We start from the raw sequence: 19,700 nt of genomic DNA, 5'->3' as shown, positions 1-19,700 counted from the left end.
AGCTTCAGATGTCTACGCCGTCCAAGGTCGTTGAAGGTTCCAGTGTCTCCCTAGGCTTCAGTGCGCTGGTGGCGTTGCTGCAGCAGGTGTTAGAACGCCATGGCACTTCACCTGAAGTGGCCGCGATCCTCGCCAGTAACTGCGCCAGCGCCGAGCGCGATGGCGCCCACAGCCATGGCATTTTTCGTATTCCTGGTTATATCAGCACCCTGGCCAGTGGCTGGGTAAATGGCCGCGCGGTGCCCCAGGTCACGGATGTGGCGAGTGGGTTTGTGCGGGTGGATGCCGGCAACGGCTTCGCCCAGCCGGCCCTGGAGGCTGCCAGGCCCCTACTGGTGGAAAAAGCCCGCAGTGCCGGAATTGCCTTGCTGGCCATTCACAATTCCCATCACTTTGCGGCCCTGTGGCCGGATGTCGAACCTTTCGCCGAGCAAGGCTTGGTGGCGCTGAGCGTGGTCAACAGCATGACCTGCGTGGTGCCCCACGGTGCTGACCGTCCGTTGTTTGGCACCAACCCCATTGCCTTCGCCGCGCCGCGCGCCGATGGCTTGCCGATTGTGTTCGACCTGGCCACCAGTGCCATCGCCCATGGCGATGTGCAGATTGCCGCGCGCAAAGGCGAGCGTTTGCCGCCGGGCATGGGCGTCGACGGGCTGGGCCAGCCGACCCAGGACCCCAAGGCCATCCTTGAAGGCGGCGCGTTGTTGCCGTTTGGCGGGCACAAGGGCTCTGCGCTGTCGATGATGGTCGAACTGCTGGCTGCGGCGTTGACCGGTGGCAATTTCTCGTTTGAGTTCAACTGGTCCGATCACCCTGGCGCACGCACGCCGTGGACCGGCCAACTGTTGATCGTGATCGACCCCAGCAAGACCGCCGGGCAAAGCTTTGCCGAGCGCAGCCAGGAACTGGTGCGACAGATGCATGCGGCGGGTCTGCGGCGCTTGCCGGGGGATCGGCGGCACCGTACGCGGGCTAAGTCAGAGCAGGAAGGGATCTTGCTGGACGCGCAGGAGTTGCAAAACCTGCGCGCCTTGGCGACGGGCTGAAAAGGGCTGCGCCCGTGGCGCAGCCCTGTTGACTCAGTTACGACGGCCCAACAGCAGGCCGACCACCAGGCCAAAGCCTGCGGAGATGGCAACGGTCTGCCACGGGTGACCACCGATGTAGGTTTCGGTGGCATCCACCACCGGTTTGCTGCGCTCGCGCACATTGGACACCGAGTCCAGGGCCTGTTTGAGCTTGATGGCGACCTGTTCGCGCAGGGTCTCGCCTTCTTCGCCTACCAGAGATGCGCTGCTTTTAAGCAGTTTGTCTGATTCTTCGATCAACGCCGTCAGTTCACTGAAGGCTTGATCCTTGATTTGATCTTCGACGGCTTGGGCGGCAGATTTGCGGGCCATTGTGTGACTCCTTGCAGGTGAATGTGACAGTGAACAATGGAGTGTCGGGCGACGGCAAAAGTTGCAGTTTTTTTGCCGTTGCCCGGTCTTGAGCAAAATCCGAATCAAGAAATTTCGACCTACAGTGTAAGATGTCGCCTATTTGTGCAGCAGGTAAATCAACATGAGCTTCAATCTCGCCAACAAGACCCTCGCCGAACGCGCCGAGCTGGAAGATGAAAAGTCCCGGCTCTACGACCTGTGGCAAACCAACCTGGGCAAGGCCAAGGGCGAGGCGGCACGTTTGTTCGGTGAACGCGCCAAGCGCAAAGGCAAGTGGGCCGAGTGGGTGCGTGCGGAGCTGGACGGCATGTCGCCGCCGGAGTTTTCCAACATGGTGCGCAGCGAAGTCAACAAGTTGATGGCGGCCGCTAAGTAACGCTCGCGACAATCGCTTCACGCACTTTCAGCAGCAGCGGATCGAGCTGCGCCTGGGTGCGCCAGCCCAACTCCACCGGGTAACGCGGCAGCGCCAGTGGGCAAGCCAGTACCCGCAAGCCGGTCATCGCGCCGATGGCCTCGGCGGCGTGACCGGGAATGGTCGCCACCGCCTGGCTGCCCTTGAGCAGAAAAGGCAGCGCAGCAAAGTGGCTGGTGGACGCACACACCTGGCGGCTCAGCCCTTGCGCCGCCAAACCCTCGTCAGTGATCCCGATAAACCCGCCGGACGACACCAGCACATGCTCGCGTGCGACGAACTCGTCCAGGCTGATGCTGGCCTGGTCCGAATCCATGAGGCAACGGTAGTCGCCTTCTCCCAGCACGTGGCGGCTCAGTCGGCCGTGGGCAAAACCACCGGCTGTGATTGCCAGGTCCAGGCTGCGGTCGAGCAGGGCGCCTGCGACGATCTGGCTGTGGGTCTGACGGAAGATCACCCGCAGCTTCGGTGCCCGTCGTGCAATTTCTTCGATGAGACGCCGCCCGTAGGCGATCTCGAAATCATCCGACAGCCCCAGCACTACGGAGCGCCCCTGATAGTGCTGATTGTTCGGGTCGACCATGGCCAGGCTCTGCCGACAGCGATCCATTGCCTCACTGATCAGCGGTTTCAATTGGTTGGCCCGCAAGGTCGGCGCCAGTCCACGCCCGGTGCGCACGAACAATTGATCGCCATACACCTCGCGCAAGCGCCGCAAGCCTGCGCTGATGGCCGATTGCGTCACGCCCAGGCGCAAGGCCGCGCGGCTGGCGCTGGACTCGTCATGCAGGGCCTCGAAGGTTTTCAGCAGGTTGAGATCGACCTGGGCGATATTGATCTGGCTCATATCATTCAGCACTGAAGTGGGCTTTATTCATGATCGAGGCTGGCGGGAGAATGGGCAACCCCTGACTTTGGAGTGATCGTGATGCCTGTTTCTACCGTGGCTGCGTTGCAAATCGGTTCCTTGCCTGGCGGCAAGGCTGAAACCCTGGTGCAAATACTGGGCTATGAAGACGAAATCGCCCGTAGCGCTGCGCAATTGGTGGTCATGCCGGAGGCGTTGCTCGGTGGCTATCCCAAGGGCGAAGGGTTCGGCACGCAATTGGGTTACCGCCTGCCGGAAGGGCGTGAAGCCTTTGCCCGCTATTTTGCCAATGCTATCGATGTGCCAGGCCCCGAAACGCAGGCGCTGGCCGGGTTGTCGGCGCGCACCGGCGCCAGCCTGGTTCTGGGTGTGATCGAGCGCAGCGGTAGCACGCTGTACTGCACCGTGCTGTATTTCGAACCGACGGTTGGGCTGGTGGCCAAGCACCGCAAATTGATGCCCACCGGCACCGAACGGCTGATCTGGGGCAAGGGCGACGGCTCGACCCTGCCGGTGATCGATACGGCTGTGGGACGTGTCGGCGGCGCCGTGTGCTGGGAAAACATGATGCCGTTGCTGCGCACGGCGATGTACGCCAAGGGCGTGGAGGTGTGGTGCGCGCCGACGGTTGATGAGCGCGAGATGTGGCAGGTGAGCATGCGCCATGTGGCCCATGAAGGGCGCTGTTTTGTGGTGAGTGCGTGCCAGGTGCAGGCGTCGCCCGAGGCGTTGGGCATCGAGGTTGCCAACTGGCCGGCTGAGCGACCGTTGATCGCAGGGGGCAGTGTGATCGTCGGCCCCATGGGCGACATTCTGGCAGGGCCGTTGCTGGGCGAGGCGGGGTTGTTGACCGCGCAGATCAACACGGATGATTTGGTGCGCGCGCGTTATGACTATGACGTAGTCGGCCACTATGCCCGGCCGGATGTATTCGAGTTGGTGGTGGATGAGCGCGCCAAACCGGGCGTGCGCTATATCACCGACTAAAACACTACTGTGGCAAGCCCGCTCGCCACAACCACAGGTCAGCAACGTTAGTTGCATGGCGTTTACCAGGTAGCGGTATTCGGCAGGTCCAGTGTGCCACGGTCGACAAAACGCATCGTGCCAAACAGCCCACCGGCCAGCTTGCCCCGCAGCACATAGGGCAGATTGTTCAAACTCTGGGTCTGGCTCAGGCCCAGGGTCTGGCGCAACACCGAAAACGCCGAAACACTCACCGGCACCATCAGAACGGTCTCGGAAAAGCGAGGGATGGAGCCGCTTTGATCACTCACCCCCGATGCCAGCGGGCGGCCATTGACCTCCAGGTCCAGGGCGACGCCGTTGTAGTCGATCGCCGTTTCATTGGGGTTCTGTACCCGCAGTTTCACGGCGAAACGCACTTCCAGGTCCTGGCTTTGCAGGGGCTCGATGCCCACCACGTTGATGTTTACCGGGTCGCGGTTGGGGAACAGCGCGCAGGCGCTCAGGGTCAGCAGCAACAGCGATAGAACCATGAGCTTGCGCATATAACAGTGCTCCTATTTCGTGACGTCCGGGTCCTGCATCACTTTGAGGGTCGAGGACTCCGGATCAAATTCATCTTCTTCCAGCTCTATGAACTCTTCCGGCAGGAAAATGTTCAGCAGGATTGCACAGAAAGCCCCCACGGTGATCGGCGACTCGAAGATGTTGTGCAGCGCCTTGGGCAGGTCGCGCAGCACTTCCGGCACGGCGGCCACGCCCAGCCCCATGCCCAGGGAGATCGCCACGATCAGCACGTTGCGTCGATGCAGGCCGGCTTCGGCGAGGATCTTGATGCCCGCCACTGCCACGGTGCCGAACATGATCAGGGTCGCGCCGCCCAGTACCGGCTTGGGCATCAGTTGCAACACCGCGCCGATCATCGGGAACAGCCCCAGCAACACCAGCAGGCCGGCGATGAAGTACGCCACGTAGCGGCTGGCCACGCCGGTCAACTGGATCACGCCGTTGTTCTGGGCGAAAGTCACCATCGGCAAGCTGTTGAAGGTGGCTGCCATCGCCGAGTTGAGGCCGTCGGCCAACAGGCCCGACTTGATGCGCTTGATATACAGCGGGCCCTTGACCGGCTGCTGCGAAATCATCGAGTTGGCGGTCAAGTCACCGGCCGCTTCCAACGGCGAAATCAGGAAGATCACCGCCACCGGGATAAACGCCACCCAGTCGAACGAAAACCCGTACTTGAACGGCACCGGCACGCTGATCAACGGCACGTGCGGCAACGCCGCCATGTCTACGCGGCCGATCATCCAGGCCACCACAAAGCCCAGGGTCAAGCCGATGACGATGGAGCCCAGGCGCAGGAACGGGTTGCTGAAGCGGTTGAGGACGACGATGGTCAGCAGCACCAAGGCCGCCAGGCCCATGTTGGCGGCCGCGCCGAGGTCCTGGGCGCCATAGCCGCCGGCCATGTCGGTGACCGCGACCTTGATCAGTGACAAGCCCATCAGGGTAATGATGGTGCCGGTGACCACCGGGGTGATCAGCATGCGCAGCTTGCCGATGAACTGGCTCAGCACCACCTCGATAAACGCGGCGAAAAAGCAGATACCAAAGATCGTCGAGAGAATCTCATCGGTGCCGCCGCCACGCGCCTTGACCATGAAACCCGCGCTGAGGATCACGCTGATAAACGAAAAACTGGTGCCCTGCAGGCACAACAGCCCGGAACCGATCGGGCCGAACTTGCGTGCCTGCACAAAGGTGCCGAGCCCCGACACAAACAGCGCCATGCTCACCAGATACGGCACTTCGCTTTCCAGGCCCAGCACGCCGCCGACGATCAGCGTGGGCGTGATGATCCCGACAAAACTCGCCAGCACATGCTGCAGCGCGGCAAAAATCGCGGCGGTGAAGTGGGGGCGGTCTTCCAGGCCGTAGATCAGGTCGGATTTATAGCGCGGGCGGGGGGCTTGAGCGTCAGACAAAATACGGGCTCGGGTCAGAAAATGGAGGCGCAGGATGCCAGAAACTGCCGGTCGTCAGAAGTGTAAAAAAATATTTATGGAGGACCTGTGGGAAACCCCAGGCCCTGCCGATATCGAGGATAGGCCCACATACCAACGATAACAGTGGTGACCAAAGGTCAGAACGGCGCGTTGACGCCGACTGATCGTTTCGCGGCAGGGACGCTCGCAAACACTACTTCTGAGAGCTCCCCCTATGTCCCTCCGTCAACTGAATATCGCCCCACGAGCGTTTCTCGGTTTCGCGTTCATTGCATTGTTAGTGATTCTATTGGGGGTGTTTGCGGTCAACCGTATGACGCAGATCCGGCAGTCTTCGGTGGACATGAGTGCCAACCAGGTGCCCAGCGTGACGTCGCTGGGCGTTATCACGGAAAACGTACTGCGCCTGCGTATCCTGTCGTTCCGTGTGTTGATCAACCGTGAGCCTGCCAGCCTGCAAGAAGCCGAAACGCGCATGGGCGTGCTCGCCGACAAGGTCAAGACGGCCCAGGCCACCTACGCTGCGCTGCCGGCCGGCCCGGAGGAGACTGCGCTTTACAAGACGTTTGTGGTCACCCTGGATAACTACTTCAAGGCCCAGGCCGACATGCTGGCACTGTCCAGGCAGGGCAACCTGGATGGCATGCGTGCCTTGATCAACACGCGCATCAAGGACGGCACTGACCAGATGGGCGAGCAGTTGAATAAGCTCATCGCCATCAACGCGGCGGATGCCAAGACCGCCGACGCTGAAGCCGGGCAAAGTTACGACGGCGCCATCACGGGCGTGATTGCGGTCTCTGTCGCTGCCGCGCTGCTGACCGTGCTGTTGGCGTGGTTGTTGACGCGCAGCATCGTCACGCCGCTGCGCAAAGCCGTAGAAGTCGCAGAAACCATCGCCGGTGGCAACCTGAGCAAAACCATCGAAGACGACGGCAAGGACGAACCCGCCCGCCTGCTCGGCGCCCTGGCCGCGATGCAGGCCAACCTGCGCCAGACCATCCAGCACATCGCCGGCTCCGCGACGCAGCTTGCTTCGGCGGCGGAAGAGTTAAGCGCGGTCACCGAAGAAGCCTCCAAAGGCTTGCAACAACAGAACAACGAAATCGACCAGGCCGCCACGGCGGTCAACGAGATGACGGCGGCGGTGGAAGAAGTGGCGCGCAACGCGGTCTCCACCTCTGAGGCCTCGACCCAGTCCAACCAGGCCGCCCGTGAAGGCCGCGACCGTGTGGTGGAAACCGTCGGTGCGATCCAGACCATGACCCAGGACGTACAAAACACCGCCGCGATGATCGAAGGCCTGGCCACCCAAGGCCGCGATATCGGCAAAGTGCTGGACGTGATCCGCGCGATTGCCGAGCAGACCAACCTGCTGGCGCTCAACGCCGCCATCGAGGCGGCGCGTGCCGGTGAAGCCGGGCGTGGCTTTGCGGTGGTGGCCGATGAGGTGCGTGCGCTGGCCCATCGCACCGCGCAGTCGACCCAGGAGATCGAGAAAATGGTCGCCGGCATCCAGAACGGCACCGGTGAAGCCGTGCAGTCGATGCAGCAGAGCAACCAGCGCACCCAGGACACCCTGGAAATGGCCCGCGCCGCCGGGGTAGCCCTGGAGCAGATCACCCAATCCATCAGCCTGATCAACGAACGCAACCTCGTCATCGCCAGCGCCTCGGAAGAACAGGCCCAAGTCTCCCGCGAAGTGGACCGCAACCTCGTCAACATCCGCGACCTGGCGACCCAGTCGGCGGCGGGTGCCAACCAGACCAGCGCGGCCAGCCATGAACTGTCGCGCCTGGCGGTGGATTTGAATGGGATGGTGGCGCGGTTCGTTATCTGAATGCGTCAGGAACCTGCACTTTGTGGTGAGCGGGCTTGCCCCGCGCGAGGCAAGCTCGCTCACCACAGTAGAATCAGTGTTTCCAGGCGGCCGCATTCACCAAGTTTTTTGGTCGCTCACCCGCCAACGCCTGCAACAGATTATCCACCGCACATTTGGCCATGGCCTCCCGCGTCTCATGGGTGGCCGAACCGATATGCGGCGTCGCCACCACGTTGTTCAAACGCAACAACGGCGAGCCATGATCCAGCGGCTCCTTCTCAAACACATCCAACCCCGCCGCCCGAATGGTGCGTTGTTGCAGCGCTTCTACCAGCGCTGCTTCATCCACCACTTTGCCCCGAGAAATGTTGATGAAGATCGTCTCCGGCCCCATCAGCGCGAACTGTTCGGCGCCAATCAATTTCTCGGTTTCAGCGGTGAGCGGCAAGGTCAGGCAAACAAAGTCGGCCTGTTGCAGCAAGTCGTTCAGGCTGCGGAATTGCGCACCAAAACGCGCTTCCACTGCCGGCTTGGGCGAATGGCTGTGATAGATCACCGGCATGCCAAAGCCAAAATGCCCACGCTGGGCCAGCGCTTCGCCAATGCGGCCCATGCCGATGATGCCCAGGGTCTTGCCATGCACGTCGCTGCCGAAATGCGCCGGGCCGATGTTTTTGTTCCACTGGCCGGCACGCACCATGTCGGCCAGTTCCACCACACGCCGGGCGGTGGCGAGGATGAGTGCAAAACCGGTGTCGGCGGTGGTTTCAGTGAGTACGTCGGGGGTGTTGCTGAGCAGGATACCGCGCGTGGTCAGGTAGTCGATGTCATAGTTGTCGACGCCGACCGACACGCTGGCCACGGCTTGCAGGTGTGGCGCCAAGTCGAGCAGCGTGGCGTCCAGGCGCAGGCTGGCGCCCAGCAGGCCGTGGGCGCCGGGCAGGGCGTCGCGCAGCTTGGCCAGGCCGGTGTCGTCGAGTGCTTCGATCAGCGTGACATCGGCCTGTTCATGCAGACGGGCCATCAGCGGCGCAGAGAGTTTCTTGTACAACACGACAGACTTTTTCATGCGGTCTTTACCTTCAAGTCCAGGTGGGGCACCGGCGTGCGATCACTTGCGCCGGGCTTGAGAAAAATCGTCAGCACCACCGACAGCAGCAACGCGCCGCTCATCAGCAAGTACGAAGCGCCGGGCGAACCGGTGCTGCTATTGAGGTAGCCCACCAGGTACGAGCCGCCGAATGAACCCAGGGCGCCCATGCTATTTATCAGCGCCATGGCACCCCCGGCGACGTTGGCCGGCAGGATCTCCGGGACAATCGCAAAAAACGGACCGTAGGGCGCGTACATGCAGGCCCCGGCGATCACCAGCAAGGTGTAGGACCACCAGAAGTGTTCGGCACCGAGCATGTAGGACGCATAGAAAGCAATCGAGGCAATCAGCAACGGCGGCCATACGAAACGTTTGCGCTTTTGCAGCTTGTCCGAGCCCCACGACACCACCAGCATGCCAATCACCGCCGCCAGGTAGGGCAGCGCCGACAACCAGCCGGCCTCGACCATGTCCATCTGCAAGCCTTGCTTGAGGATCGACGGCAGCCACAGCACAAAGCCGTACACGCCGATGCTCCAGCAAAAGAATTGCAGAGCCAGGATGATCACCTTGGGTGAGCGGAAGGCTTCGGCGTAGTTCTTCACCGCCTTGATCCCGACTTGCTCGGCGGCCAGCGCGGTTTCCAGATCCTGTTTCTCAGTGTCGCTCAGCCACTTGGCATCTTTTGGACGCTCATCGGCCAGCTTCCACCAGATAAACGCCCACAGCACCGCCGGCAGGCCTTCGATGATAAACATCCAGCGCCAGCTGAAATGCTGCACCAGATAGCCCGACACCACCGACATCCACAGCATGGTCACCGGGTTGCCGAGGATCAGGAAGGTATTGGCGCGCGAGCGTTCGGCACGGGTGAACCAGTGGCACAGGTACACCAGCATCGCCGGCATCACGGCGGCTTCGACCACGCCGAGCATGAAGCGGATCACGATCAGCATGTAGGCGTTGGACACCACGCCGGTCAGGGTGGCGAGGCCGCCCCACAGGATCAGGCTGACGAAAATCAGCTTCTTGACGCTGCGCTTTTGCGCGTAGATCGCCCCCGGCACCTGGAAGAAAAAGTAACCGAGGAAAAACAGCGCGCCCAGCAATGACGACATGCCGGGGGTGATCATCAGGTCTTCGGCCATCCCGGAGGCGGCGGCGAAGCCGTAGTTGGCGCGGTCCAGGTACGCCAGGCTGTAGGTAATAAAAACGATGGGCATGATGTACCACCAACGGCGGGTGGCGAGTTTCACGGTGTCCATGGGGTTGCTCCTGAGCTTGTTGTAGTTGTGGCAACAGGTAGTGGGTTAGGCAACGGATCGAATGGGTAACTCTGAGCGGGCGGGCAGGCCTTCCATATCGCCACGGCTTTGCACGGCACGGCTGCCGATCCAGTTGCCGCGCTGTACCGCCTCGGGAAAGCTGAGGTTTTCCAGCAAGGCGCTGATCATGCCCACGGCAAAACCGTCACCGGCTCCGACCGTGTCCACGACTTTGTCCACGCGCACGGCGGCGACAAAGCCCTGGTCCATGTGGGTGCGGTAGTAGGCGCCGTCCGGGCCGAGCTTGATGGCCACGGCTTCGGCGCCCTGGTCCAGATAGAACGCGGCAATATCGGCCGGGTCATCGAAACCGGTGAGCAGACGGCCTTCGCCCAGGCCCGGCAAGACCCAGTCGGCCAGACCGGCAAGGGCGTTGATTTCGCGGATCATCGTCTGTTGGTTGGCCCACAACGACGGGCGCAGGTTGGGGTCGAACGACACGCTGCGCCCGCCCTTGCGCATCTGCGTCATCAGCTCGACGGATAACTCGCGTGTCGCCTCGGACAATGCGGGCGGAATCCCGGTGGCATGCAGATGGCGGGCTTGCAGCAAGGCAGGACTGATGGCCGCGATGGACAGGTGACTGGCCGCCGAGCCCTTGCGGAAGTACTCCACCTGGGGATCATCACCGGCTTCTTCGCGGGACTTGAATTGAAAACCGGTGGGGTGCAGCGGGTCGACCGCCACATGCTGGCAATCCAGGCCTTCCTGGCTCAGCGTGTCGACCACAAAACGTCCGAGGGAATCGTTGCCCACCCGACTCAACCACGCCACGTTGAAGCCCAGGCGCGACAAGCCGATGGCGACATTGCTGTCGGCGCCCGCGATGCGTTTATGGAAATGAGCCACCTGGGCCAAGTCGCCGGTTTGCTCGGCGACGAACATCGCCATGGTTTCACCAAACGAGAGGATATCGATCTCAGACATGAGCATGCTCCACACGAGGTTGGCCCAGCAGGGCGAGGGCGGCGACCTGCTGGGCGGTGATTGCGACCAGGTCATCGCCTTGCAGCGGAAATTCCACGGCCCGGCTAATACCTGGAGTCATGTGCTTGAGCAGTTGTTCCCACAAATGCAGGTCGGTGGCGCCAGGCGGCAGGGCGACCAGCTTGCCGTCGGCGCGCCGGGCCACGGCCTTGCAGTGCAGGTAATCCACATGCCGGCCCAGCAGGCGTGCGGCGGTGAGGGCGGATTGGTCCTGCCACTGCCAGTTGCCGATATCGAAGGTCATCTTGACCGGCAGGCCCAGGCGTTCCACTCCGGTGAAGAAACGCTGCATGGGTTCGATGCGGCCGCCGTGCAGGGTCTGGTCGTTCTCTACCAGCAGCTGAACCGCGTGGCGGTTGAGCAGGGCATGCAGGCTTTCCAGGTCGTTGGTGTCGGTGAAGTAGCCGAGGGAGACTTTCAGCCAACGAGAGCCAAACGCCTGCGCCCGATCCAGAGTGGCCGCAAGTTCGGCATTCGCTTGGGCGCGGCCGGCGACCCACAGTTCCAGGGGCGATGAGAACACTGATTCCAGGCCCTGTCGCGCCGCAGCCTCGGCCAGCACAATGGGCTGTTCGTCAGTCAAAAGCTCTTCGCGCCATTCGATGCGCTGTGCGCCGGCGGCGGCGAGGACCTCGACAAAACTCAATTGGCCTTGCTGGCGTACCAAGTCGGCGCCGTAGCTGGAAAGGCTGATGGAGACGGGGTATTTATGCATTGTTGTTTACCTCTGAAACCGGTTTCATTTTTAAGCGAAAATCAAACAATGGATTGTGTTGAGCCGCGGATAATCAGTTGGGGCAAGAAATCCAGGGTACGCGTCGGCTCGGTGTCGCCGCGCAAGCGCTTGAGCAGGCAGTCGAACGCCGAGGCGCCAATGGCGTCGGTGGGTTGGGCGAGGGCGGTGATGCCGCCGCCCACCAAGGGATACCAATCCAGGTCATCCAGGGCGATCAGGCCTACGTCATCGAATAAGTTGCAGCCAAGGTTCTTGAGCGCACGCGTACAGGCCAGTGCCGCAACGCCGTTGGCACAGAACAGCGCCTTGGGGCCAGGTTTTGCGAGAAAGGTTTGCAGGTGTTGTTGCAGCGCGTCATCCAGTTCCAGCACGGCACCGGTCAATTTCGGGCGGTTGGCGATCTCAGCCTTGAAGCTCTCCAGGCGTTCCAGGCGCGAACTGGTGCCATCGGTGGCTTCGCTCACCAGCAGCACATCGCGATAACCCTGTTGCTCCAGATGTTCCACCGCCATGCGCACGGCTGCGGGGTTATCCAACCCCACCAGATCGCTGTGCAGCGGCTCGACTTTGCGGTCCACCAGCACCAGGGGCATTTCCCGTTGCAGTTCCAGCAGTTGGTCGAGGTGATGGCCGAGGGTGTTCACGATCAGCCCTTCGATGTTGTACGAACGCAGGGCCGCCAGATGCTGGCGCTCTTGTTCGTCATCGCGGTCGGTGTTGCACACCACCAGGCTGTAGCCGTGTTGGCGGCAGGCGGTTTCGACACCGTGCATCACCGCAATGGAATAGGGGTTGCGGATGTCGGCCACCAGCATGCCGATGAGCCGCGTGCGGCCACGCTTGAGACCACGGGCCATCTGGTTGGGGCGGTAGCCGAGTTGTTCGATGGCTTGCTCGATGCGTAAGGCGATGGCATCGGAGAGCAGGGCGCGGTCGTCGCCGATAAAACGCGATACGCTGGCCTTGGAGACACCCGCGCGCTCGGCGACGTCGAGCATGGTGACGCGGCTGCGCTGGGCGGCGGAAAATGGGGTCATGAGACTAGCCTTTCTTATTGGAATAGACGACTGGCGCATTATCTGAAACCGGTTTCAGAAGACACCATGCAGCCTTAATCGTCAAGGAAAAACCGTAAAAGTCTCCCGTCCAATGGATCGTAGAACGACCAACGGCATACCTTACCTGTGAATTCTGACAGTTTCGGATGCATCAAATTGAGTATTTAATTTCTTCAATAGTCGACCAGTAGTTCCGTCGTTGCTGGTTCTTTCTCGTTGCAGCGTTGAGGAAGTTGTTATGCCAAGCACCTCTAGTTCAGGCACCGGCACTGGGGCATCTTCTTTGAATGCGAAGGGTGTTCTGTCACTTGCTCCAATGGATATCACCGGCGTGGACCCCTTAGACCCAACGGGTCTACTAAAAAGAAATGTGTTGCTTGCAGACCTGGAAGTGAAAATTCCCATGTGGGGGCCGGGGCCTGTGCCGCTGGATAGCCCGCATACCCTTGACCTCATTTTGATGCAAGGGACAGCTATTGTTCACACGGAATCAAAGACTGTTACTGCTCCACCGCCACCGTTTCCGACTGAGCATGTTCTGAAAATTAACACTCTTATAATGCAATCCTTGTCGGGCACGGTTCAGCTCTATTACGTTGTCACAGACTCATTTGGTGGGCGCACCGAACTAGACCCCAAAAGAACACTTACGATCGACCAGAGCAATCCGGAGTTGCTGGACCCTGCCCATCATCTCGAATTTGTGGTGCCGCCATCACCTGCGGTGGATGAAACGTACCTGCTGAATAACGATCCGGTCGCACTTCACCTTCTCCCTTATACAGGTCGCAGCGACGGCGATGATATTCACCTCTACTTGTCCAATGCTGCAAACCCTCCGGTTGCCGGGCCGGATTATATTTATAAGTTGGTGTTGAGTAGCGATCCATTGATCGTATATTTGCCGGCGGACAAATTCCGTGGGTTGATCAATGGTGCCGCGTATATCTTTTACCGGATTTTCGACAAGGCCGGTAATTTCAGTGTGCGCAGTGCCGGCCTTCCATTTCAGTTGGCGCTGATTCCATTGCCCGGGCCACGGCCACTGCCAGAAATCTATCCGCCTGAACGTTACAGTGATTCGCTGATCAAGCGTGATGACGCCCGCGCCGGTATTTTTGTCAGGATTAATGCATATACCGCCTGGGCGCCAGGGGATAAGGTTCGCGTTTACTGGAAAGACCGTCCCGCACCGCTCCAGACTATTTCTGGCTTCCCCACCGACGTGAGGATTGACTGGCCGGTGCTACGTGGACCGTTGATGGACCCACTGGCCCCCGAAACAGTGCCGGTGCGCTACGAGATTATTCGCGGCAGCCTGCCGCCATTTCCATCCTTCGCGATACCTGTGAATGTCAACTTGACGGTCGCCGGGCAAGACCACGCCAACGCCCCAGCCTTGCTCAACCTGGATCTGCCGCTGGCGGAGGTGTGGGGGTTTGTCTCCAATACCAAAAACGTGGTCAACCATGATGACAATCCGGCAGGTGCTCGTGCGCGTGTATTGCTTTATCAGGATCCCCAGCCTGGTCAGATCTTGGGCTTTTATTGGAACGGGACTGGGCCTGTGGCCTCCTATACCGTCCAGTCCGGTGATGTAGCAGGCCAGCTGGTATTTTCTACGGTAATCCCCTGGGCCGTGATGGAAGGCTTCATACATCCGGCACTGCCGGTGTATTACACCACCAGTAACGGAGTGAATGACCAACAGTCTGATAATACATTCGTGAATGTGAACACTGGCACGCTGATTCAATTTCCAGCGCCTGTTCTAAAACATACCTTGGTGGGCGGTGCGGGTAACTTGTCTTGTTGTTCCAAGCCTGAAGTGTTTTTTGGCGTCCATTGGCATGTCACCGCTGATCCGCTCTTTGAATTGAATGACGTGATCAGGTTTTTCTGGGAGGGTTATGACAGTTATAACTGGGTGCCGCCGGTGATTGATGAATCAAGATTTGCTGAAAATGGCGTTTTCAATAACGGCAATGACCTGGCCAACGGATTGAACTTTGTTGTTGCTCCCTACGAAGAAAAAGTTGTTCCTATGAGAGACTTTGGCAGCGCGAAAGCCTGGTACCAAGTCAGGCGCGGTGGTGTACTGATAGGTGAGTCTTCGCCTAGAAGAATTCATGTTGATCTAAACTATAGCGCGCCAGGTTATTGCAAGGCGGGCGATGTAATCTCATGTTCAACTACGGGGGTGGCAACACTGCTGTCGAGTAAATGATGGATTTCGGTTTTCGGCAGCAGTTATTGTTGTCGGTGGCCGAAGTTTTCAGGACGCCGTTATAAAGATTAAACCTCAGCAATGTATCGTTGTGCGTTCGCGCACGCTTTGAAACTACTGTGCTACCTGAGTAACACCGGAGATCAACATGAAAAAGAATACGTTGGACACTATTCGATGCTTTGAGAATTCACGCAGGGCCAATCCCGGAATTTCCGCTCTTCCTGACGGAGTACTAGAGGATCAGGTCCCAGGCTTTCCCGGCTTGCTGACACGCGCAGCATCATTGAGCGAAAACACAAAACTCATTGTTCCCCGGCCCGACGACTTCAGTACGGACCCACTTGAACCTGACTTTTTCAGTCTGTGGATCAAGCCAAATGATGCAGCCGACTTCGGTGATCCTTATTTGACCCAAAGCGTGTCTTCACTTCCGGCAACCGGGCTCGAAGTGAATATCGCGCGTGCTCGGCGTGCCCCTGGTATTCACCAGATCAAATATTCGTTTTTCGTTTTCAAAGTGGGTAACACCACCGAGTCTCTACCCCAGTTATTGATTGCTGACCTTGAAGGGCCCTATGAGGCTTATGTTGGAACCATTCCTGCACCTATTCCACCCACGGATCTGCCTGCTTCCGTGGGGGCTGATTACTTCATGGGCAAGCCGAATGAATCTGCAATTTTTACCATTCCTGACTATGTTCCTTATGGCAAAGCCCCCGGTGATCGGGCACTGTTCTTTTTCGCCAATTCGGATGATCCCTACCTGCCCGTTGTAGGTAACCCTGACCCGTATTGGCCAATTCCCGCCGATCGCACTTTCCCCCTGCCGCTATCGGTCGTTCAAGGGGCTCCGGATGGCGTCCACAGCTTGCGGTATCTGATCGTCGATGCGGCCGGCAATCCGATGTACAAACAGTCGGGTGCCTTCAACTTTGACGTAAGCCTGTTTCCCAAACCCAGCAATTTCAAAGCTCCCACCATCGATTTGGCTGTCCCCGGTGATGGGTTGACCGACCGTGATGATGTAGCGGCACTCAGTGGCATGGTCGTGCGTGTCCCTGTTTACGACAACGTGTTGCGCGCGTCCGATAGTTTGCTTGTCAAACTCACTACCAGCCTGGGTTCTTACGATGTGCCTGAGTTTCCAGTGAGCAGTGCCACATTCCCGATCCGAGTTCCGGTAGATTATCTAGCGCTGGTAGCGCTCTACGGTGCAACAGTAGGGCTGTTGCCACTGACGGTTTCTTATTCGGTCAAGCGCCGCACGGTTTCCTATCCAGCAGTCTTGACTGCGACGACCGATTTGGATCTGTTTGTTGTAGGGCCTACACCGGGTGGTCCAGACCCGATCAATGACAAACTGAATCCAGTTCGGGTGATCGGTAAAGACTTCTTGGGCGTAGAGGGATCTGACAATGAACTGACTCCCGACCATGCCACTCGCCCTGCTATTGCGCGCATTAAGCTTTGGAGTGATCCACCCACCCCCGACGCTCGAGCCTTTACGATCAGGCTCTATTATGACGGGCTTTTTGTACCTCCCGCCCTGCCTGTTCCCAGTGGCGTCGCGGATCAAGAAATTGACATGGTCATCCCCTGGGCCGCGATCGTCGCCGGAAAAAACGGCACCAAACTGGCGTATTACACCATCGAATCGGCGGGCACCACCAATAAACAGCAATCACCCCTTACGCCTGTGAACGTGACCGCGAACTTTGTCTCGCTGGATAAACCGGTAGTGCAAAACCTTACGGCGAACGTCTTCATCAACTGCGACAGCTTCGTACCCAAAGGGCCTCCACCCGGTAATCTGGTGGTGTTTATCCCGCCAAGCACTGAGTTTGCATTGAATATGGTGGTGACGTTGCACTGGCAGGGTTATAGCGATGATGCCGCTACTGCGGGTATGGAGGTGCCCGCTGCGGTGGGTACTGCAACTCACACAATCACGCAACAGTCCGACATCAACTTGGGGTTCACGATGAACCTCGGGCCCTATGCAACGATCTTCAAGACCATCCAACCGACGTTTGCGACAAGGCTTGCAGGTTCAGCAAAACTCTACTACAGCATCCCGCAGGCAGGTGGAGCGCCCCTGAACTCCAATGATGCGATCCAGCGTGTACGCGGCCAGAAATCCGGGGCGTCTGGCACTAACGGGACCTTCTGCGATGGTGGCGCCGTACCCGGCCCATAGTGAGTGTTGAGCGGCTAGGCCAAAGAGCGATTAATTCGCTCTTTGGCTTTTTTATGGAAAAAAAACCCTTCCCATGTAGGCGACAGGAGAGTTCTCCTGAAGCAAAACGCCTATAGATGCAACTACTTAGGATAAGTCCTACATATACCGGTAATCACTCTGGATACCTTGGCACCGCTCGATTGGCAGGCTCCCACGCACTTTGGAACCAGCCAGATTCTTGCGTAAAGGAACGCCAACCCAGAGGTACATCAAATGTCATCTGTATTCAATTTCAAACCATCACCTTTAAGTCTCGCGTTGAAAGCCAACGCTGTCACGTTGCTGATGCTCATGGCACACGCGGCGGATGCCCGAAGCATCACCGCCCCCGACGATTTCGTGCTGCCTGGCTCTCCCTCGGACCGCTACGAGTTGCAACCAGGTTCCGGATTTACCGTCAAAGGTGCAGTCACCAAGGATATTCGCGCCCAGTCCGCGACCTTGGTGGTTGAACCGGGCAGTTCTACCCTGGACATCACGGGGTTCAACTCCGATATTCGTATAGACGGTTCTGATGTGATTGCGCGCAGCACGGCGCCTGCCGCTGTGCATGCCAACGACAGCAAGGTATTGATCACCAACAGTAACATTATCAACAACAACGGCACCGGGCTGATCGCCGCCCGTACCGACGGCAGCACAGTGGGTTCTTCCGTGAAGGTCGTCGATAGCACGATCACCGGCACCCAACGCGGCGCCACGGCCAGCGCCTATAGCGTGCTGGACTTGATCGGTACAAAGGTCGAAGCAACCGGTGCCAGTGGTTTGGGGCTGGCTCTCTATAGCGGTCAGGCCAATGCCACCAACAGTCAGATTGTGGGTGGCAAAAATGGCGTGCTGATGGGCATCGATGGCAGCTCTGGCGTGCTGGGCAGTACGCTGGTGCTGGACGGCTCCAGCGTTGAAGGCAAGAACGGTGCTGCGATTGTCACCCGCGAGGGAACCCACGCGGATATCCAGGTCCGCAACGGTTCGAGCCTGCTTGGTAGCAACGGTAATCTGCTCGAAGTGACCAATGGCTCCACCGCCAATTTCAATGTCGACCACAGTGCGTTGTTCGGCGACATCGTGGTCGAAGAGGGCAGCACCGCCAAAGCGCAGCTCAACAATGGCGCCTGGCTGACCGGCCAGTTGAAAAACGTCGCCGAGCTGAGTGTGAATGACGCCTCCCATTGGGTACTGGTGGGCGACAGCAATGTCGAGGCCCTGAAAATGGGCGGCGGCGCCGTGCATTTTGGCGGGCCGGATGAGTTCTACCAGTTGGACGTGAAGAGCCTGGAAGGCAACGGTACGTTCATCATGAACACCGATTTCCTGACCCATCAGACCGACTTCCTCAACGTGGCAGGCAAGGCTGAAGGCAACCATAGCCTGATGCTGGCCGCCAGCGGTTCGAACCTGGCCGACGGCGAGCCGATCAAAGTGGTCCACACCGAAGGCGGGGATGCGCAGTTCAGCCTGGCCAGCGGCACCGTAGATGTAGGCGCGTACGCCTACGGTCTGCAGAAGGACGGCACCGACTGGTTCCTCGACCCCAACCGTAAGGGCACCAGTACCAGCGCCCATTCGGTACTGGCCCTGTTCAACAGCGCGCCCACCGTGCTGTACGGCGAGATGAGCATCCTGCGTACGCGCATGGGTGAACTGCGCTTCAGTGAAGGCGCGGGCAACGGGATGTGGATGCGCAGCTACGGCAACAAATTCGACGTGGCGGCGAACAAGAACGGTGCGGGCTACACGCAAAACCAGAAGGGCTTCACCATCGGTGCCGATGCGCCACTGTCCGGCGGTGACGGCCAGTGGATCGCGGGTGTGATGGCCGGTCACAGTGCCTCCGACCTCAGCCTGACCCGTGGCAGCAGCGGCGAAGTGAAGAGTTACTACGTGGGTGGTTACGCCACCTGGCTGGACGCCGAAAGCGGGCTGTACTTCGACGGTGTGGCCAAGCTCAACCGCTTGCACACGGAAAACGACGTGACCATGAGCGACGGCAAGAAAGCCAAGGGCAACTACGCGCAAAATGCCGTGGGCGCCTCGGCGGAGTTCGGTCGGCATATCAAGCTGGACAACGACTTTTACGTGGAACCCTACGGCCAGTTGTCGGCAACCATCACTCAGGCGCAAAGCTACGAGTTGACCAACGGCCTGCAGGCCAAGGGCGATCGTTCCAGCTCCGTGGTGGGCAAGCTCGGCGTGACCGCCGGCAAGAACATTCAGCTGGAAAGCGGCGGTGTGTTGCAGCCTTACTTGCGTACCGCTGTGGCCCATGAGTTCGATCAGAGCAACAAGGTGTTCATCAACGACCAGACCTTCAACAACGACCTGTCGGGCTCGCGCATCGAGCTGGCGGCCGGTTTGGCGATGTCGGTTTCGGAGAACGTCAAGTTGCACGCTGACGTCGAAACCAGCCAGGGCAAGAAGATCGATCAGCCGTGGGGTGTCAACTTCGGGGTGCGTTACGACTTCTAACGTTGTCGTTGAGTTGAACAGGGGGAAGCCAAGGCTTCCCCTTT

Annotated in this window: 16 protein-coding genes; 7 read left to right on the top strand and 9 right to left on the bottom strand. The window is 59.5% G+C overall.

The window, feature by feature from the left end; translation table 11 throughout:
- Nucleotides 1-8 precede the first annotated feature (8 nt).
- On the top strand, nt 9-1,046 hold the full coding sequence (locus ACP7EW_RS30185) for an Ldh family oxidoreductase (RefSeq protein WP_426221735.1): 1,038 nt from the start codon (nt 9-11) through the stop codon (nt 1,044-1,046).
- 33 nt (nt 1,047-1,079) lie between these two features.
- On the opposite strand, the gene ACP7EW_RS30180 is transcribed toward ACP7EW_RS30185, so the two are convergent.
- Nucleotides 1,080-1,400 (bottom strand): DUF883 family protein, encoded by a 321-nt coding sequence (locus ACP7EW_RS30180; RefSeq protein ID WP_003217958.1) that lies wholly within the window; start codon nt 1,398-1,400, stop codon nt 1,080-1,082.
- A gap of 163 nt (nt 1,401-1,563) precedes the next feature.
- Here ACP7EW_RS30180 and ACP7EW_RS30175 point away from each other — a divergent pair, with 163 nt between their 5' ends.
- The gene (locus tag ACP7EW_RS30175) at nt 1,564-1,818 is read left to right on the top strand and encodes a hypothetical protein (RefSeq protein ID WP_003190904.1); all 255 of its coding nucleotides are present in this window, start codon (nt 1,564-1,566) and stop codon (nt 1,816-1,818) included.
- Here ACP7EW_RS30175 and ACP7EW_RS30170 read toward each other — a convergent pair.
- Nucleotides 1,811-2,704, bottom strand: a complete 894-nt coding sequence (locus ACP7EW_RS30170) for a LysR substrate-binding domain-containing protein (protein WP_426221734.1) — start codon at nt 2,702-2,704, stop codon at nt 1,811-1,813. The two genes, ACP7EW_RS30175 and ACP7EW_RS30170, sit on opposite strands and share 8 nt — an antisense overlap.
- Before the next feature lie 81 nt (nt 2,705-2,785).
- On the opposite strand from ACP7EW_RS30170, the gene ACP7EW_RS30165 reads away from it, so the two are divergent.
- Nucleotides 2,786-3,712 (top strand): carbon-nitrogen hydrolase family protein, encoded by a 927-nt coding sequence (locus tag ACP7EW_RS30165; RefSeq protein WP_426221733.1) that lies wholly within the window; start codon nt 2,786-2,788, stop codon nt 3,710-3,712.
- Nucleotides 3,713-3,774: 62 nt separating this feature from the next.
- Here the strand turns inward: ACP7EW_RS30165 and ACP7EW_RS30160 are convergent, their stop codons facing one another.
- The gene (locus tag ACP7EW_RS30160) at nt 3,775-4,236 is read right to left on the bottom strand and encodes an LEA type 2 family protein (RefSeq protein WP_033900377.1); all 462 of its coding nucleotides are present in this window, start codon (nt 4,234-4,236) and stop codon (nt 3,775-3,777) included.
- A gap of 12 nt (nt 4,237-4,248) precedes the next feature.
- Complete coding sequence (locus ACP7EW_RS30155) at nt 4,249-5,676, bottom strand: nucleobase:cation symporter-2 family protein (RefSeq protein ID WP_033900378.1); 1,428 nt, start codon at nt 5,674-5,676, stop codon at nt 4,249-4,251.
- A gap of 235 nt (nt 5,677-5,911) precedes the next feature.
- On the opposite strand from ACP7EW_RS30155, the gene ACP7EW_RS30150 reads away from it, so the two are divergent.
- The gene (locus tag ACP7EW_RS30150; protein ID WP_426221732.1) at nt 5,912-7,537 is read left to right on the top strand and encodes a methyl-accepting chemotaxis protein; all 1,626 of its coding nucleotides are present in this window, start codon (nt 5,912-5,914) and stop codon (nt 7,535-7,537) included.
- Between the two features lie 73 nt (nt 7,538-7,610).
- Here ACP7EW_RS30150 and ACP7EW_RS30145 read toward each other — a convergent pair whose 3' ends face one another.
- From ACP7EW_RS30145 to ACP7EW_RS30125, 5 genes are read right to left on the bottom strand one after another with little or no spacing between them, the layout of a single operon-like run.
- The gene (locus tag ACP7EW_RS30145; RefSeq protein WP_426221731.1) at nt 7,611-8,588 is read right to left on the bottom strand and encodes a 2-hydroxyacid dehydrogenase; all 978 of its coding nucleotides are present in this window, start codon (nt 8,586-8,588) and stop codon (nt 7,611-7,613) included.
- Nucleotides 8,585-9,877, bottom strand: a complete 1,293-nt coding sequence (locus ACP7EW_RS30140; protein ID WP_426130240.1) for an MFS transporter — start codon at nt 9,875-9,877, stop codon at nt 8,585-8,587. The genes ACP7EW_RS30145 and ACP7EW_RS30140 overlap by 4 nt, the downstream gene beginning before the upstream one ends.
- A gap of 45 nt (nt 9,878-9,922) precedes the next feature.
- A complete protein-coding gene (locus ACP7EW_RS30135) occupies nt 9,923-10,864 on the bottom strand; it encodes a sugar kinase (RefSeq protein ID WP_426221730.1) in 942 nt (313 codons plus the stop codon).
- Nucleotides 10,857-11,639, bottom strand: coding sequence for a sugar phosphate isomerase/epimerase family protein (locus ACP7EW_RS30130; protein WP_426221729.1), 783 nt, complete (start codon nt 11,637-11,639; stop codon nt 10,857-10,859). The genes ACP7EW_RS30135 and ACP7EW_RS30130 overlap by 8 nt, the downstream gene beginning before the upstream one ends.
- 41 nt (nt 11,640-11,680) lie before the next feature.
- Nucleotides 11,681-12,697, bottom strand: coding sequence for a LacI family DNA-binding transcriptional regulator (locus ACP7EW_RS30125; RefSeq protein WP_426221728.1), 1,017 nt, complete (start codon nt 12,695-12,697; stop codon nt 11,681-11,683).
- Nucleotides 12,698-12,956: 259 nt separating this feature from the next.
- Here ACP7EW_RS30125 and ACP7EW_RS30120 point away from each other — a divergent pair, with 259 nt between their 5' ends.
- The 3 genes from ACP7EW_RS30120 to ACP7EW_RS30110 all read left to right on the top strand — a co-directional run bounded on the left by ACP7EW_RS30120 (nt 12,957) and on the right by ACP7EW_RS30110 (nt 19,656).
- On the top strand, nt 12,957-14,945 hold the full coding sequence (locus ACP7EW_RS30120; protein WP_426221727.1) for a hypothetical protein: 1,989 nt from the start codon (nt 12,957-12,959) through the stop codon (nt 14,943-14,945).
- A gap of 148 nt (nt 14,946-15,093) precedes the next feature.
- Nucleotides 15,094-17,145, top strand: coding sequence for a hypothetical protein (locus tag ACP7EW_RS30115; RefSeq protein WP_426221726.1), 2,052 nt, complete (start codon nt 15,094-15,096; stop codon nt 17,143-17,145).
- 255 nt (nt 17,146-17,400) lie between these two features.
- A complete protein-coding gene (locus tag ACP7EW_RS30110) occupies nt 17,401-19,656 on the top strand; it encodes an autotransporter outer membrane beta-barrel domain-containing protein (protein ID WP_426221725.1) in 2,256 nt (751 codons plus the stop codon).
- The last annotated feature ends 44 nt before the right edge of the window (nt 19,657-19,700 follow it).

The sequence above is a fragment of the Pseudomonas sp. DWRC2-2 genome, from assembly GCF_049897885.1.
Classification (GTDB): Bacteria; Pseudomonadota; Gammaproteobacteria; order Pseudomonadales; family Pseudomonadaceae; genus Aquipseudomonas; species Aquipseudomonas azotoformans_A.
Note: the sequence above shows the minus strand (reverse complement) of the source record. Positions and strands in the feature narration are given on the sequence as shown.

Bases quoted from the DNA above. Each gene is read 5' to 3' on its own strand.
- ACP7EW_RS30165 (WP_426221733.1), top strand. From the start codon at position 2,786: ATGCCTGTTTCTACCGTGGCTGCGTTGCAAATCGGTTCCTTGCCTGGC.
- ACP7EW_RS30180 (WP_003217958.1), bottom strand. From the start codon at position 1,400: ATGGCCCGCAAATCTGCCGCCCAAGCCGTCGAAGATCAAATCAAGGAT.
- ACP7EW_RS30120 (WP_426221727.1), top strand. From the start codon at position 12,957: ATGCCAAGCACCTCTAGTTCAGGCACCGGCACTGGGGCATCTTCTTTG.
- ACP7EW_RS30145 (WP_426221731.1), bottom strand. From the start codon at position 8,588: ATGAAAAAGTCTGTCGTGTTGTACAAGAAACTCTCTGCGCCGCTGATG.
- ACP7EW_RS30150 (WP_426221732.1), top strand. From the start codon at position 5,912: ATGTCCCTCCGTCAACTGAATATCGCCCCACGAGCGTTTCTCGGTTTC.
- ACP7EW_RS30135 (WP_426221730.1), bottom strand. From the start codon at position 10,864: ATGTCTGAGATCGATATCCTCTCGTTTGGTGAAACCATGGCGATGTTC.
- ACP7EW_RS30115 (WP_426221726.1), top strand. From the start codon at position 15,094: ATGAAAAAGAATACGTTGGACACTATTCGATGCTTTGAGAATTCACGC.
- ACP7EW_RS30110 (WP_426221725.1), top strand. From the start codon at position 17,401: ATGTCATCTGTATTCAATTTCAAACCATCACCTTTAAGTCTCGCGTTG.
- ACP7EW_RS30130 (WP_426221729.1), bottom strand. From the start codon at position 11,639: ATGCATAAATACCCCGTCTCCATCAGCCTTTCCAGCTACGGCGCCGAC.
- ACP7EW_RS30175 (WP_003190904.1), top strand. From the start codon at position 1,564: ATGAGCTTCAATCTCGCCAACAAGACCCTCGCCGAACGCGCCGAGCTG.
- ACP7EW_RS30160 (WP_033900377.1), bottom strand. From the start codon at position 4,236: ATGCGCAAGCTCATGGTTCTATCGCTGTTGCTGCTGACCCTGAGCGCC.
- ACP7EW_RS30170 (WP_426221734.1), bottom strand. From the start codon at position 2,704: ATGAGCCAGATCAATATCGCCCAGGTCGATCTCAACCTGCTGAAAACC.
- ACP7EW_RS30185 (WP_426221735.1), top strand. From the start codon at position 9: ATGTCTACGCCGTCCAAGGTCGTTGAAGGTTCCAGTGTCTCCCTAGGC.
- ACP7EW_RS30140 (WP_426130240.1), bottom strand. From the start codon at position 9,877: ATGGACACCGTGAAACTCGCCACCCGCCGTTGGTGGTACATCATGCCC.
- ACP7EW_RS30125 (WP_426221728.1), bottom strand. From the start codon at position 12,697: ATGACCCCATTTTCCGCCGCCCAGCGCAGCCGCGTCACCATGCTCGAC.